The organism is Emcibacteraceae bacterium (genome assembly GCA_041396985.1).
GTDB lineage: Bacteria > Pseudomonadota > Alphaproteobacteria > Sphingomonadales > Emcibacteraceae > Pseudemcibacter.
Genome location: JAWKXO010000002.1, coordinates 472,865 through 485,828 on the forward strand (window position 1 = coordinate 472,865; position 12,964 = coordinate 485,828).

At 47.7% G+C, this 12,964-nt stretch carries 15 protein-coding genes; 4 read left to right on the top strand and 11 right to left on the bottom strand.

The genetic code is table 11. The features are described from left to right. The first annotated feature begins 20 nt into the window (after nucleotides 1-20). Nucleotides 21-1,550: a hypothetical protein gene (locus R3D86_06785; protein ID MEZ5757909.1), complete on the top strand. Its 1,530-nt coding sequence runs from the start codon at nucleotides 21-23 to the stop codon at nucleotides 1,548-1,550. On the opposite strand, the gene R3D86_06790 is transcribed toward R3D86_06785, so the two are convergent. From R3D86_06790 to R3D86_06800, 3 genes are read right to left on the bottom strand one after another with little or no spacing between them, the layout of a single operon-like run. Further along, entirely contained in the window at nucleotides 1,547-2,359 is an 813-nt protein-coding gene (locus tag R3D86_06790) for a carbohydrate ABC transporter permease (GenBank protein MEZ5757910.1), read from the bottom strand. The two genes, R3D86_06785 and R3D86_06790, sit on opposite strands and share 4 nt — an antisense overlap. A 7-nt stretch (nucleotides 2,360-2,366) precedes the next feature. Next, nucleotides 2,367-3,242, bottom strand: a complete 876-nt coding sequence (locus tag R3D86_06795) for a sugar ABC transporter permease (protein ID MEZ5757911.1) — start codon at nucleotides 3,240-3,242, stop codon at nucleotides 2,367-2,369. Next, nucleotides 3,239-4,516 (bottom strand): sugar ABC transporter substrate-binding protein, encoded by a 1,278-nt coding sequence (locus R3D86_06800; protein MEZ5757912.1) that lies wholly within the window; start codon nucleotides 4,514-4,516, stop codon nucleotides 3,239-3,241. Before R3D86_06800 ends, R3D86_06795 begins: the two co-directional genes overlap by 4 nt. On the opposite strand from R3D86_06800, the gene R3D86_06805 reads away from it, so the two are divergent. Then, nucleotides 4,464-5,240, top strand: coding sequence for a phosphoribosyltransferase family protein (locus R3D86_06805; protein ID MEZ5757913.1), 777 nt, complete (start codon nucleotides 4,464-4,466; stop codon nucleotides 5,238-5,240). The genes R3D86_06800 and R3D86_06805 overlap by 53 nt on opposite strands. A gap of 10 nt (nucleotides 5,241-5,250) precedes the next feature. On the opposite strand, the gene R3D86_06810 is transcribed toward R3D86_06805, so the two are convergent. The 3 genes from R3D86_06810 to R3D86_06820 form a co-directional block, all read right to left on the bottom strand. Further along, nucleotides 5,251-5,775, bottom strand: a complete 525-nt coding sequence (locus R3D86_06810) for a hypothetical protein (GenBank protein ID MEZ5757914.1) — start codon at nucleotides 5,773-5,775, stop codon at nucleotides 5,251-5,253. 134 nt (nucleotides 5,776-5,909) lie between these two features. Beyond that, complete coding sequence (locus R3D86_06815; protein MEZ5757915.1) at nucleotides 5,910-6,155, bottom strand: hypothetical protein; 246 nt, start codon at nucleotides 6,153-6,155, stop codon at nucleotides 5,910-5,912. 9 nt (nucleotides 6,156-6,164) lie between these two features. Continuing rightward, the gene (locus R3D86_06820) at nucleotides 6,165-6,656 is read right to left on the bottom strand and encodes a histidine phosphatase family protein (GenBank protein MEZ5757916.1); all 492 of its coding nucleotides are present in this window, start codon (nucleotides 6,654-6,656) and stop codon (nucleotides 6,165-6,167) included. Nucleotides 6,657-6,784: 128 nt separating this feature from the next. On the opposite strand from R3D86_06820, the gene R3D86_06825 reads away from it, so the two are divergent. After that, entirely contained in the window at nucleotides 6,785-7,207 is a 423-nt protein-coding gene (locus tag R3D86_06825) for a hypothetical protein (GenBank protein ID MEZ5757917.1), read from the top strand. A gap of 18 nt (nucleotides 7,208-7,225) precedes the next feature. Here the strand turns inward: R3D86_06825 and R3D86_06830 are convergent, their stop codons facing one another. Then, nucleotides 7,226-7,618, bottom strand: a complete 393-nt coding sequence (locus R3D86_06830; GenBank protein MEZ5757918.1) for a VOC family protein — start codon at nucleotides 7,616-7,618, stop codon at nucleotides 7,226-7,228. 97 nt (nucleotides 7,619-7,715) lie between these two features. On the opposite strand from R3D86_06830, the gene R3D86_06835 reads away from it, so the two are divergent. Further along, a complete protein-coding gene (locus R3D86_06835) occupies nucleotides 7,716-8,729 on the top strand; it encodes a toll/interleukin-1 receptor domain-containing protein (GenBank protein ID MEZ5757919.1) in 1,014 nt (337 codons plus the stop codon). 143 nt (nucleotides 8,730-8,872) lie between these two features. On the opposite strand, the gene R3D86_06840 is transcribed toward R3D86_06835, so the two are convergent. From R3D86_06840 to R3D86_06855, 4 genes are all read right to left on the bottom strand, one after another. Then, a complete protein-coding gene (locus R3D86_06840) occupies nucleotides 8,873-9,334 on the bottom strand; it encodes a hypothetical protein (protein ID MEZ5757920.1) in 462 nt (153 codons plus the stop codon). A 26-nt stretch (nucleotides 9,335-9,360) separates the two neighbouring features. Next, complete coding sequence (locus tag R3D86_06845; GenBank protein MEZ5757921.1) at nucleotides 9,361-10,590, bottom strand: aminotransferase class I/II-fold pyridoxal phosphate-dependent enzyme; 1,230 nt, start codon at nucleotides 10,588-10,590, stop codon at nucleotides 9,361-9,363. Between the two features lie 100 nt (nucleotides 10,591-10,690). Next, nucleotides 10,691-11,443 (bottom strand): MTAP family purine nucleoside phosphorylase, encoded by a 753-nt coding sequence (locus R3D86_06850; GenBank protein ID MEZ5757922.1) that lies wholly within the window; start codon nucleotides 11,441-11,443, stop codon nucleotides 10,691-10,693. 15 nt (nucleotides 11,444-11,458) lie between these two features. Further along, entirely contained in the window at nucleotides 11,459-12,874 is a 1,416-nt protein-coding gene (locus R3D86_06855) for a rhodanese-like domain-containing protein (GenBank protein MEZ5757923.1), read from the bottom strand. Nucleotides 12,875-12,964 lie beyond the last annotated feature (90 nt).

Consider the following 12,964-nt stretch of genomic DNA (forward strand, 5'->3'; position numbering starts at 1 on the left):
CTAAAAAGGGGATTTCATTCATGAATAAAAATCATCAGAATGTGTTTTTATTAATTGGTCTTTCCCTTTTGATGCTCGGTCTGTCGTCATGTTCCGAGCAGGACATGGCGAATATAAAGTTATTAGCGCATTTAAAAAAATATGACGAAGCCCGCAATTTTATTATTGAAAGAAATTATAAAGAGTCAAACCCGATTTCCCGTGATGATTGGGAAGCTGGGTTTGTTGTGGATGAAAGCGATCAGTTTTCGCCCATTGAAATTGGGCTTCTTGAAGAAAATGAAAAATTGATTATCGAGCAAAGCCATAAAGAAGCGATCAGAAAATCAGCTATTGATATTTCGCCTCTCAGGAATGATCCGGTTGCGCTTGCTAAATTTTGCGAAGAGATCCCCAAAGGCGGCATGCTTCATGTGCACCCATACGGCCTTTTCACACGGGATGTTGTCATAAAAATACTCAGCAAATATAACCCGGTCATTGAGCCGGAATATTTTATTAAGACCATAAAAAATCAAGGTCAGATGCTCTATGATTATGAAATTGAAGCACTTCGATCCCTGCCAGAATCTGAACATTTTCTCTCGCTAAGTGAAGCGGATCAAAGCCTATTTGTTGATTTCTTTTTTCTGCCGACTGACCCGCCATCCCATGATTTCACAAGATTTGATGCCATCTTCGTTTTTGTCATCTGGATGGTTGAGGACGAACATCTTGATGACAAAATGGAAATGCTCTATCTCGATTTTCTAAGCCGTGCTGCCGGTCATGGTATCAGCTATATTGAATTTACCAACGGTTTCCTGCCTACACTGGAAAGCATTGAAAAGCTGACCAACTGGTCCGATAAATTTTATAAGGAAACTGGCGTTGTTGTCCGCTGGAATCTCGGCCAGCTTCGTTTTCTGCCCGGGGAAAATAACGGGGAATTGATTAAAAAATGGAATACGCTGCTGGTTGAGCACCCGACAGATGCCATTGTCGGCGTTGATCTTTACGCGATAGAAAGGGGCAATCCCGCCCTTGAGCGGGCGCAGGAAGCCTATGGTTATTTAAGTGGTTATAACCGGGAGCATCCGGATGATCACCCGCTGGAAATGACGATGCATGCGGGGGAGTTGGGCGATCCACGCAATGTTCGTGATGCATTGGTGATGGGGGTATCGCGCGTTGGCCATGGGGTAAAGTTAAAGGATGATCTGGTCACGCTTGAATATGCCCGCAATATCAAGCCCGGCATTGAAATGAATATCACCAGCAATTACAGGCTGGAAGTATTTGATATGAAATCGGGACCGCATCCTTTCTTACGCTTTTTACGTCTTGGTATCCCGGTCAGCCTTTCGACCGATAATGACGGAATTTTTGATACCAACATTTCAAAAGAATGCATTGCCGCAGTCAGCACCACTGATGTGACTTATGCCGAGCTACAGCAAATGAGCTTTAACAGCATCAGCACCAGTTTCGCCAGCCCGAAGGTAAAGGACATTTTAAGTAACCGTCTGCGTCAGAGTTTTACACTCTTTGAACAGGAATATCTAAACTAACCTTTAAGCGCACCGGCGGTTAACCCCTGAACGATGAATTTCTGGATATACGCGAAGAAAATACAGACCGGGATCAGGGCGAGGATCATCGCCGCTGCCATCTGGCCCCAGTCAACAGAAAATTTGGTCACAAAATTCATGATGCCGGCCGGAAAAGTCATCTGTGACTGGCGGTTAATAAACATCAGCGCAAAAAGCAGTTCTGACCAGGCGGCAGTGAATACAAAACCGAGCGTTGCACCAATGCCTGGAAGGCAAAGGGGCAGGGTTATCTTTTCAAGGGCTTCAAGGCGGGTGTAGCCGTCAATCATCGCCGCTTCCTCCAGCTCTTCTGGCGCGCCGTCAAAAAAAGTCTGCATCAGGAAACTGGCAAAAGGCAGGTTAAAAGCGGTATAAACCAGGATCAGTCCGGCCAGACTGTCAACCAGATTTATCATCGTCAGTACATTATAAATCGGCGCAATCACCATGACAATCGGGAACATCTGCGTAATTAACAGCACGGTAATGATACTGACCTTTCCTTTAAACTGAAACCGGGAAAGCGCATATCCGGCAAGGCTGGCGATAATCGTGACCATAACCGCTGTGGTGGCAGACACGATAAAACTGTTTAAAAAATAATCAGGAAAGCTTCCTTCCACCAACACCGCATAATAATGATCAAATGTTATTTTGCTTGGCCAAATCACCACCCCTTCTGAAAAGAGCAGCCGGTCCGGCGTCAGCGATATTTTCAGCATCCAGTAAACTGGAAACAGCGTGAAGAGAAGAAAAGCGGATATGATCAGATATTTACCGTATTTCATCGCGCCCTCACACATATGTCGTCATTTTGCGGCGGATGCGGCCAAGGGTAAGGCCATAAATCATCAGCAGGAATAAAAGTGCGATGGACAGAACCGACGCATAACCGAAATCCATTTTCTGGTAAGCCGTATCATAAATATAGGTGGCGACAATCTGGGTTGAATTGGCCGGGCCGCCATTGGTCATGACAATGATAATTTCGGCAAAATTAGAGATCCATATTGCCCGTACCAGTAGCGTTATAATAATGGTCGGTGCCATCAGCGGCAGGGTTATATGGCGAAAGGCGTCAAGGCCGCTGATCCCGTCAATGCTCGCCGCTTCGTAAATTTGATTGGGGATCGTTCGCCGCGCCGCCAGCAGCATAATGGCAAAAAACGGAATCCCGAACCAGATATTAGCAATGATCGGCCCCCACATCGCGTGGTCAGGATCGCTTAACAGATTTTCAGGCTTTTCCATTAAGCCAAGCCCTTCAAACAGGTAAGGCAGCGGCCCGGTCACCGGGTTAAACATCCAGACCCACATCAACCCGATCAGGAAGGACGGCACCGCCCACGGTACGAACAGCACCGGCTGGATCAGCCTGATCCCCCGAAACCCCCGGTTTAAAATAAGCGCCAGCATAAGCCCGAACGTGAACTGGAAGAAAAGCGATGCCGCCGTCCAGAAAAGGGTATTCATAAGGCTCATGGAAAATATTTTATCATCCTGCAAAAGGCGGAAGAACTGATCAAAGCCGACAAAGTCCCTCGTTACCGATATCAGGTCAAAATCATAAAAGGCGTAGCTCACCCCGGCAATCAGCGGCACCAGCACCAGCAGGATTATAAAAAGCAGCGTCGGCGCAAGATAAAGCCACGGGGTTAGAAACCTGCTCATTTTGCCGCATCCCATCTTTTTTCAGCGGCAGTCAGGAAATCCGCCCACGCCCGTGCCGTTTCCTCAGGCGTTTTTTCGCCCAGCATCATTGCCTGACCGGACTGGACCACCTCAATACTGTCAAATTCGGCAATATCGGGCAGGTAATTTGGGTTGATCATATACTGATAATGTGGGTCTTTTGTGGTTTGAAGCCATCCGGCGCCAATCCCGTCTGCATCAAATATATTGTCCGACAATCCCTTATAAATCGGCACCAGCCCCGAACGCTCGGCCCAGGCCCGGTTATTTTCACGGGATAACAGATGATGGACCAGCTTAAAAGCGGCCGCCTTGTTTTCGGACCCCTCCAAAACCGACCAGCCGATATAACCCAGATGGGGAAAGGATTTGCCACTCGGCCCCAGCGGCATCGGTGCCGAACCATAATCATCATCATCCATCCGTTTACGAAGGGAAGTGAGCGCATCCGGCGTCTGGTGCAGCATGGCGCAGGTGCCACTATAAAAGCCCGACACCGTTTCATTAAGGCCCCAGTTAAGGCTGTCTTTCGGCGCATAGCCGTTTTTATAAATATCCCGGATCAGGGTCAGGCCCCGTACCGCGCCGGGCTGATAAAATGTGCTTTTACCCTCATCATCAAAAAACCGGTTTGAGCCGTTCATGGTCGTCATGATCCAGTAATAAAAAACGGCGCCGCCGCGCCCGCCATGATGGCAATAGCCGTAGGTGCCGGGAAGGGCGGATATCTTCGCCGCGTCATTATAAAAGTCGTCCATAGTCAGCGGCGGTTTTTCAATGCCGGCGCGGGCAAATATTTTTTTGTTATAAATCATCGCCCGCAAATAATAGCCGTAAGGCACCGTATAAACCCGGCCCCGGATGCTGCCATATTCAAAGGTATCCGCCTCCAGGTCATCATCAAATTTCGTTTGCTCAAGGAACGGCGTCATATCGGCAATCTGCCCGGCGCTGACATAGCGCGACAGCCAGAAATCCGGCATTTCAATCACATCCGGAACCTGCCCCCCGGCAATCATCATGCTCAGCTTTTCAAAGGCCTGCCCCCAGGACAGCGATATCACATCAACCCTGATCCCCGGGTTATCCGCTTCAAAGCTGTCAAGCTGCGCGCGAAGAAGCCCCGTCCGCTCGGCCGAGGTATTGACCTCAACAATCAGCAGGTTATTTGGGTCATGCCCCTTGTCGGACATCGCCTGCATGGCGGCAAAGCCAAGCACCGCTATCACAAAAATGACCGCCGCTTTGATCATATGGCTAAATTCCCCTTTTTTATTTTTTATTCTATCAATCTGCGGGCAAATTGAAATTCCTTTTTTCCGCGCCCCGCGTTATAGTAAAGCCGAAATAAAAATCAGGCCCAAAAAACCGGAAACGGATAAACAGGGAAAAAGGGACATGAACAAAGTCTATATCTCCGCTGGCGAGCTGCTCTCCGCCTCATTAAAGCTCGGGGAATTGATTATCAAGGACGGCTTTCGCCCCGATTTTATCGTCGGTGTCTGGCGCGGCGGCACCCCGGTCGGCATCGCGGTGCAGGAACTGATGGATTTCTGCCACATTAAAACCGACCATATCGCCATCCGCACCTCAAGCTATACGGGGATCGCCGAACAACAGGCGTATGTGAAAGTTTACGGCCTTCATTACCTGGTTGAAAATATGAACCATGAAGACAGGCTGCTGATCCTCGATGATGTGTTTGACAGCGGCCGCAGCATCAACGCCATCATTCATGAACTGGAAGTGCAGATGCGAAAAAACATGCCGCTCGATGTCCGGGTCGGCACCGTTTATTATAAACCGAGCAAGAACCTCACCACCCGCATCCCCAATTACTTCGTCCATAAAACCGAAGACTGGCTGATTTTCCCCCATGAGCTTGATGGCCTGACCGACGCGGAAATAACCGCCAACAAACCCGACGCCGATATGCTTGTCCGTCTGCGCCGGGCCTGCGAGAAACATAAATACTGATACTAAGCGGCTATTCAACAATCCCGGATGCTGCCACCTTGAAGGCACCGTCACCCACATATTCCTCCATCACCACCTGACGCGGAATGTCGCTGACATCGGGCAGGTGGGTGGAATGGAGCATTTCAATTTTCCAACTGTCCCCGTCCTTGACCACTACGGCGCTTTCAAGCCAGGCCAGGCTCATTTTTTCGCCGTCCGCGCTTTCAAGGTCCGACCGGTACCAGAAACTTACGGAAACCGAATTGCCGTGATTGCGGCTGTCAATGATCGAAAAATAATTGCGCCGCGCCATCACGCCTTCGGTCTTTTTCGTCTCACGGATAAGATCATCCATTGTTTCAATCTTGCCATTGATCAGATACTGAAAATCATCCGTCGCGTACTCTGCCATATGATGATAATTATAAGCCGACATGGCGGCGAATAATTCCTCAACCGCGTTAAAGGGCCCCGTCGCCTGCGCCGATGCGCCGGTGCATGTCATAATGAAACTGGTGATAAATAGTGCGGCTGGTTTACTAAAAAATTTCATGAAAATTCTCCGATATTTTTTAACTCGAAAAAACTGCAAAATAAGGGAAAAGATTAGGAAGATAATATGTCTGAAATGAGGCGTTTTTACCGCTCATTAACCATGATGAGAAGCCTATGACTTACTTTTTTGACCTATAACGTTCTTTTTTGAAACGCGCGGATAATCCCGTATAGGCTGATCAGTAACCACGCCCCCTCGATCACCGCCGCGCTTAAATTAAAATCAATATAAAGCGAAATTAAAATGAGCCCCGAACCCGCGGCATTCATCACTGAATAGGATATGTGCTTAACATCAAGCCGGTCAAGCTGAATGAGCGCATAAGCGACCAAAATCATCAACACCCCGATCAGGCCGATAAAATCAAACAGGCTCATTTTGGTAAACTATTCAAAAGTGGTTGTCATTTTTTCAAGCACCGGTTCCCCGTCGCTGATGGTGACTTTAAACATCTGCTCATAATCGCTTTCATCAAGCTTGGGGATATTGACCCCGCTAAGCAGCGACGCCAGGTCCGGTGTGCTTGAGCTGTGCGCCACAATCAAAAACACGCCTTCCTGTTCCTTTAACTGTTCGGCAAATGTGGCAAGGTCGTCTGTGCTGAACGGCTCAATCGCCACCCCCTTGGCCGCCGCCGTCACCGTCGCCGTCATGATGGTGCGGTGGGTCATGGTTGAATAAACCCGGGCAATCGGCGTGCCGTCCAGCATCGCGGCAATATGGGCCGCGCGCCGTAATCCCTTCGCGGTCAGCAACGGGTCATCGCCGTCCATTTTCTCCGCATGGCGGACCACATAATATGTGCTTTCAAACGCCTGTGCCCCCATGGGGACCGCCGCCATCAACGCCGCCACTATAACAAATGCCCATTTTTTCATGATACGTCCCCTTTGATAAATCTATCCCTGATTTTTACCCCATATTGTTAAATGAGGCGAGCGAAAATCAAAATTGTGTCACAAAGAAAATTCATGTTATCCTTAAAAGAAATATTTTGGGGATAATAATGGAATTTTTGAACACTATAATTAATTATGTATTTTCGTTGGCTATAGTGATTACGCCGATTTTGGCTTACTTTAAAATACCCACAGGCAATACACGTGAAAGAATATTATCAATCAACCTTTATTCATTACCCATAATATTGATACTTTTAATAATGGTCTGCTACTGGCCAAGTTATTATCAGGGTTATCAACTGGAAAATCTTGGTTATGATCAGTTTGGCATGTCTGAAGCAGAAAGACTTGCGAATGTTGCCCCTGAATTTCATGACCGTGCAACAATGATCTATAACTCAAATTTTGGAATTGGCTGGCCGCTTCGTGTCATAATGGGTTTCATGCTTATTTTACCCTATCCGACTATGGTTATGTTACTGATCTCGGCAATCCAAAAGAAATTACCAACAAAAACAGTCGATTAATAGAAACGGGCCTTGGGCTTATTCCCACTTCGCGTTTTGAAGCACCACACGGTACCCGTCCGGGTCCTCGTAAGTGCGCCCCTGCATGTCCCAGTATGGGTTGAATGATTTTTGGGCCGCATACCCGGCATTTTCCATGCGCGTGACCGCCGCCTGCCATTCGGCATGATCAGGCAGGTAAAAAATGATCAGGTTGTCTTCGGTCGGTGCCTTGCCCGCCACATGTCCCGCGGCGTGGGTGAATTCAAAATGATACGGCCATCCCTTTTTCCCCATCATGATACCGTCAAAACCGTCATGGCCGGAAAAACGGTCAATAATATCAAACCCCAGCCCATCTCGGTAAAAACGCACCAGCGCCTCCAGATCATCACTTGGCCGCGCCACCCTTAAAATTGGTGGATTTGTCATACTATTTAGCTTTGCTATAATTAGTTCTCTCAGTTTGACATATTTAACAAATATGATAAATTTAATAATATTAATTGTACTCTATTGGGGAATTAAAATGGTAGAGGAAAAAGAGAATTCAAATAAAGATATAAATACAACTGTAAGTTCATTAGTCTTTATCAGCCATGATACTAGGGATTCTGAATTAGCGGAAGCTTTTAGTGGTTTATTGAAAAGTGTAAGTGCAGGTGTACTTAAGTCATTTAGATCTTCCGATAGAAAAGGAAATCAAGGTATAGAATTTGGTGTTGAATGGTATCCGGAAATAATAAAAAATATCCAATCTGCATCTGATGTCGTCTGCTTATTAACAAAAAAAAGTATAAATAGGCCGTGGATTCTATTTGAAGCTGGTATGGCAAAAGGCAAGCTTGAAACTCCTATACTCGGAGTAGCTCTGGGAATTTCATTGAAAGAAGCTTCAAATGGCCCTTTTGCTCAATTTCAAAATTGTTCTGATGATGAGGAATCACTAACTAAACTTGTTTTTCAATTAGTTAACAGAATTCCAAATTCTGAACCAGATGAGGAAACTATAAAGTTTCAAGTTGGAAAATTTAAACAAAGAATAGAAGAAATATTAAATTCGGATAAATCTAATGCAGAAATAGATAAAACCGTTAATCAGGTTGATGAAAATGCTTCTGCTAAATTATTTGAAGAAATTAAAGTTATGTTCCAAGACTTACCATCTAGAATAGATAGAAATTTATCTTCTCCAAATTATAAATATAAAAGCAAAAGATTTCACCCAATGATTTTTAAAGAAATCATGCATGTTGCTCCTAATAAAAAAATTGGCTTATTGATTTGTTTAAGCTTTATTGGTGAAAAGTTTCCATGGATATATGATCAAGGAAAAGAAGCATTAGAAATAATATACTCAAATAAACCAATAAAAGTAAAATTTAAAGTAATTAATGAGTTAGAAGAAGTAATGCTCGCAATAATTAGGAATCCAATAATAGAAATTTTTTCTGAAAGCCGAGAAGAGTTTATAATGTATAATGAATTACCTATGATGATTATTAATGAGTTTAGAAAATTAAGAGAAATTAGTGAAAGTTAGATCAAATCAATAAATTGCAATTAGAATTCTTTTATTCCTTTTCTCTTAACCCACCATTTTCATCGTCTGTTCAAGATCGGCTATTAAATCCTCGACATTTTCAATCCTCACAGACAGGCGGATGATGCGGTAGCGGGTTTTTCTTAAAGTTGCCTTGCACGGTCCACTCGGTCAATCAGCTCATTGATCTTTTTATTTCCACCAAATGGTATTATATTTGTAACGGGTATAAACTTAATATCACTTCCAAGGGGTGTTTCCGTTCTACTGCTTACTGTAACGCGAGGTGGTTGAGAAGATTCAGAATAACTTATGTTTTTAATATCCGTTAATTTGATCCTTGCCTCTTTCTTTCCTTTTTTAAACAGTAAATTCATTCCTTCATCATAAACTTCGTCAGCTAGATCAAACACTAAATACTTAAACAAAAAATACCCAAATATCATCATAATCAGAGGGAAAATATAGTCCGGAAATGGCGTATTATTATCAATTTCTCCCGGTGATATTATGGAATAGATAAGAAAGATGGATAGCCCTCCGAACCAGAGTGTCGGAAAGACTTTTTTGTAAAAGAAAGTCATTGATGACGAGATTTTTTTCATTTCTTCCCCCTTTTTAATTTTCCTGATTACCCCACTTGCTTCATTGCATTTTCAAGATCGGCAATGAGATCCTCGACATTTTCAATGCCCACCGACAGGCGGATGATGCTGTCGGTGATGCCGGCTTTTTCGCGGTCTTCTTTCGGGGTGGCGGCGTGGGTCATGCTCGCCGGATGCTGAATCAGGCTGTCGACATTGCCAAGCGACACGGCAAGGGTCGGAATGGTGACCGCGTTGGCGAAGGCCTTGCCGTTTTCGGCGCCGCCCTGTGTCCCGTCGATCAGCTCAAAGCTCAGCATGCCGCCGTAGCCGTTCATCATCTGTTTTGTGGCAAGCGCATGATAGGGGTTATTTTTTAGCCCCGGATAATAAACATGCTTCACTTTCGGCTGACCTTCCAGCCATTCGGCAATGATTTGTGCGTTTTTGGCGTGGCGCTGCATACGGATTTCAAATGTTTTAAGGCCGTTATTAATCAGCCAGGTGTCCTTGGGGCTGGGGGCAACCCCCAGCATTTTATAGGTCAGCCCCACCCCCTTGCCGCCCGGATGCATATAATCCAGATGGGTGCTGACAATGGCGCCGCCGATCACCTGACCATGGCCGCTGATATATTTTGATGTGCTGTGGACCACCACATCACAGCCCAATGTAAGCGGCCGTTGATGGTACGGCGTGGCAAAGGTGTTATCAACCATCACCCACATATCGTGCTGGTGCGCGGCTTTCACCAGCCGCACGAGGTCAATAACCTCCAAATTCGGGTTTGACGGGGTTTCGACAAACACCAGTTTCGCGTCCGGGTTTTCGGCAATCACCGCATCCATGCTGTCCGGGTCGGTCGCCTGTTGCCAGATCACGGTAATGCCAAGGCGCGGGGCCAGTTCATTAAAAAATTTGAATGTGTTGCCGTAAAGGCCCATTTGCACAATCGCCTTGTCGCCGGCGCCGATCCGCGCCAGCACCGCCGCCGATGTTGCGCCCATGCCCGATGATGTAACCTTGCCCATGAAAAGTTCATTTGGCGCCTTGTCCGGATTGGCACGGATCAAATCGATCCCCTCCATATAGGCGATTTTGTTGGCCAGATGGTCCATATTCGGGTTATGGGTGCGGGTATAGGCATATCCCTTTTTGCGGCCGGCAAAGATATCGGCCCCTTCGTCAACATCCAGAAACCCGAAAGTTGATGTCTGGTATATGGGCATGACATGCGAATGTTTATCGTGCGATCCTTCGCCCACATGGTTGACCACGGTGCCCATGCCGTGTTCGGGCTTTACTTTATCTTTCATTTATTTTTATCCTTGACCTCTTTTATCCACACTGTTCATTCAAATTTATTATAAAACCGGTTTATAGCAAAATGGGGACCTGGCAATCCTCGTCCCGGGTGTTGGCGAGTACATCCAGCATCAGCGCGATCATTTTGGCGCGGACCTCGTCAATATTGCCTTCATGGATGGTGATATTTTCCTCCAGCCCCGCGGCAAGATTGATGGGCAGGGCGACCGCGCCGAAGCTCATCCCCAGTTCCCCGGCCAGGTACACTTCCGGGCAGGCGGTCATGCCGACCACATCGCCGCCGAGCATCTGATACATTTTAATTTCCGCCGGGCTTTCAAAGCGGGGGCCGTTGGTCGCGACATAGGTCGCCCCGTCATGAACATTGATGCCGTGTTTGGGGGCGAGCTCAATTGTTTTGGCGCTCAATGTGGGGCAGAATGGCTTGCTCATTTCCACATGGCCGATGCCGCGTTCAATTTCATCAAAAAAGCTGAACTCGCGCCCCGATGTAAAATCAAGAAAATCGCGTAAAACCGCAAGCTCAAGCACCGGATAGCCGCGGCTGATGGCGCCGACCGCGTATGTCGCCATGATGCGGCTGACGCCAAGATCCTTAAGCGCGCGGATATTGGCGCGGTAATTCACTTTATGGGGCGGGGTGGTGTGTTTAACCCCGTGCCGGGTCAGGAAGACCACGTCCTTATAATCGCCTTGCCCCAGATAAACCATGGCCTCGCCATAAATATTGCGGACATGCATTTCCTCCACCTCTATCCCGGGCAGGTTATAAATGCCGGTGCCGCCGATTATTGCCACTGTCATCTTTACTAATCCCTTTTACCAGTTTTTATAATTTTTGAGCGTCCAGGGGCTTAACACCCCATGCACCGTGACCACACCGGCCACATATTTGGGCGGGGTGATGTCGAATGTCGGGTAGCGGGCACCGATTTCATCAATGGTGGTGGGCTGGCCCAGCGCCCGCCTTATTTCGGCGGGGTCGCGTTCCTCGATCACGATGTCGGATGCATTTTTTTTGCTGTCGTCCCGCCCCCACGCAAACGCGAAATAGGGGATATCATGGGCGTGGGCGCTGATCGCGTTTTGGTAAGTGCCGATTTTATTGCACACATGCCCGTCAACGGTGATCAGGTCGGCGGCGGTGATATATTTCTGGATATTGCCTTCACTCATAATATGGGCAGGCATGTTGTCGGTGATCAGGTTGACATCAATCCCCAACTCATGAATGGACGGGGCGGTCAGCTTCGCGCCCTGAAGATACGGTCTTGTCTCCGGCGCGTAACAGGTCAGCTTTTTGCCGTCCCGTGCGGCGAGGGCCAATGATAACAAAAACCCGGCCTCGCCAAAACACATGGTCAGGATCCCGTCCCCATCGTCAATCAGGTCGGCCATCGCCCGCGCCCTGAGCGCATAATTATCATAAATCGTGGTCTTGATCGCCTCGATCCGGTTTTTGATGGCGTCATCCACGCTTGTGCCCTGCGCTTGGGTCAAGGTCGCGGCCTCCAGCACCTCATCAAGGCGGAGGCTCATGGCCGGGTTGGTCGGGCGGGTGGCGACCAGCGTATCGCGCGCCGCCTTTAACGCCGCCGGTCCGTCACTGGCCACGATCCTAAGCGCATTGACCGCCGCCATCCATGGCCCGCTGCCCTGCGTCACCATATCCCGGATCGCCTGTGCCACCTCGTCAACGCTTTCGCAGGTGACATAGTCTTTTTTAAACGGGTACTGACGTCGGTCGCCGATCAGCACTTTGCCGCCCTCAAACCGTGCTATATTTTCGGGGTTCACGACAAAGGGCAGCAGATCATATATCCCTTCCTTCTCGGCGGGGGATTTGCCGGCCGGTTTTTCCGTGATTACGCCCTTTTCGGCGGCCCATTTGGTAAAGCCGCCCTCGATATGGCAGACATTTTTAAGCCCCACATCCTGCGCCGCGTGGGTCGCCAGCGCGCTGCGCCATCCCTTGTTGCAGTAAAAGACGAATTTATGATCCTGATCGAATATTTTTTTATAATAGGGGCTATTCGGGTCAACCCAGAATTCGGTCATGCCGCGCGGCATATGAAAGGCGCCGGGGATCATCCCCTCCGCGCCGATTTCCCTGATATCGCGAAGGTCGACAAAGGTCACCTTCGGGTCATCGAGCGCCAGTTTTGCCGCCTCGACGCTGATGGTTTCAATATGTTCGTTGGCGTGGTCCACCAACTCCTTGCTTGTTTTTGCCATGGCTCTTATCTTACTGCCTTATTCCTTATTTCCTGTACCCGCTGTCCCGCAAAAAACTTTTGGGAAATTGAATATTTTACTATATGGTTT

Excerpts from the sequence above, each read along its gene's own strand:
- R3D86_06850 (MEZ5757922.1), bottom strand. The coding sequence starts at position 11,443 with ATGACAGTGGCAATAATCGGCGGCACCGGCATTTATAACCTGCCCGGG.
- R3D86_06830 (MEZ5757918.1), bottom strand. The coding sequence starts at position 7,618 with ATGACAAATCCACCAATTTTAAGGGTGGCGCGGCCAAGTGATGATCTG.
- R3D86_06855 (MEZ5757923.1), bottom strand. The coding sequence starts at position 12,874 with ATGGCAAAAACAAGCAAGGAGTTGGTGGACCACGCCAACGAACATATT.
- R3D86_06790 (MEZ5757910.1), bottom strand. The coding sequence starts at position 2,359 with ATGAAATACGGTAAATATCTGATCATATCCGCTTTTCTTCTCTTCACG.
- R3D86_06825 (MEZ5757917.1), top strand. The coding sequence starts at position 6,785 with ATGGAATTTTTGAACACTATAATTAATTATGTATTTTCGTTGGCTATA.
- R3D86_06810 (MEZ5757914.1), bottom strand. The coding sequence starts at position 5,775 with ATGAAATTTTTTAGTAAACCAGCCGCACTATTTATCACCAGTTTCATT.
- R3D86_06800 (MEZ5757912.1), bottom strand. The coding sequence starts at position 4,516 with ATGATCAAAGCGGCGGTCATTTTTGTGATAGCGGTGCTTGGCTTTGCC.
- R3D86_06840 (MEZ5757920.1), bottom strand. The coding sequence starts at position 9,334 with ATGAAAAAAATCTCGTCATCAATGACTTTCTTTTACAAAAAAGTCTTT.
- R3D86_06805 (MEZ5757913.1), top strand. The coding sequence starts at position 4,464 with ATGGCGGCAAAGCCAAGCACCGCTATCACAAAAATGACCGCCGCTTTG.
- R3D86_06785 (MEZ5757909.1), top strand. The coding sequence starts at position 21 with ATGAATAAAAATCATCAGAATGTGTTTTTATTAATTGGTCTTTCCCTT.
- R3D86_06820 (MEZ5757916.1), bottom strand. The coding sequence starts at position 6,656 with ATGAAAAAATGGGCATTTGTTATAGTGGCGGCGTTGATGGCGGCGGTC.
- R3D86_06835 (MEZ5757919.1), top strand. The coding sequence starts at position 7,716 with ATGGTAGAGGAAAAAGAGAATTCAAATAAAGATATAAATACAACTGTA.
- R3D86_06815 (MEZ5757915.1), bottom strand. The coding sequence starts at position 6,155 with ATGAGCCTGTTTGATTTTATCGGCCTGATCGGGGTGTTGATGATTTTG.
- R3D86_06795 (MEZ5757911.1), bottom strand. The coding sequence starts at position 3,242 with ATGAGCAGGTTTCTAACCCCGTGGCTTTATCTTGCGCCGACGCTGCTT.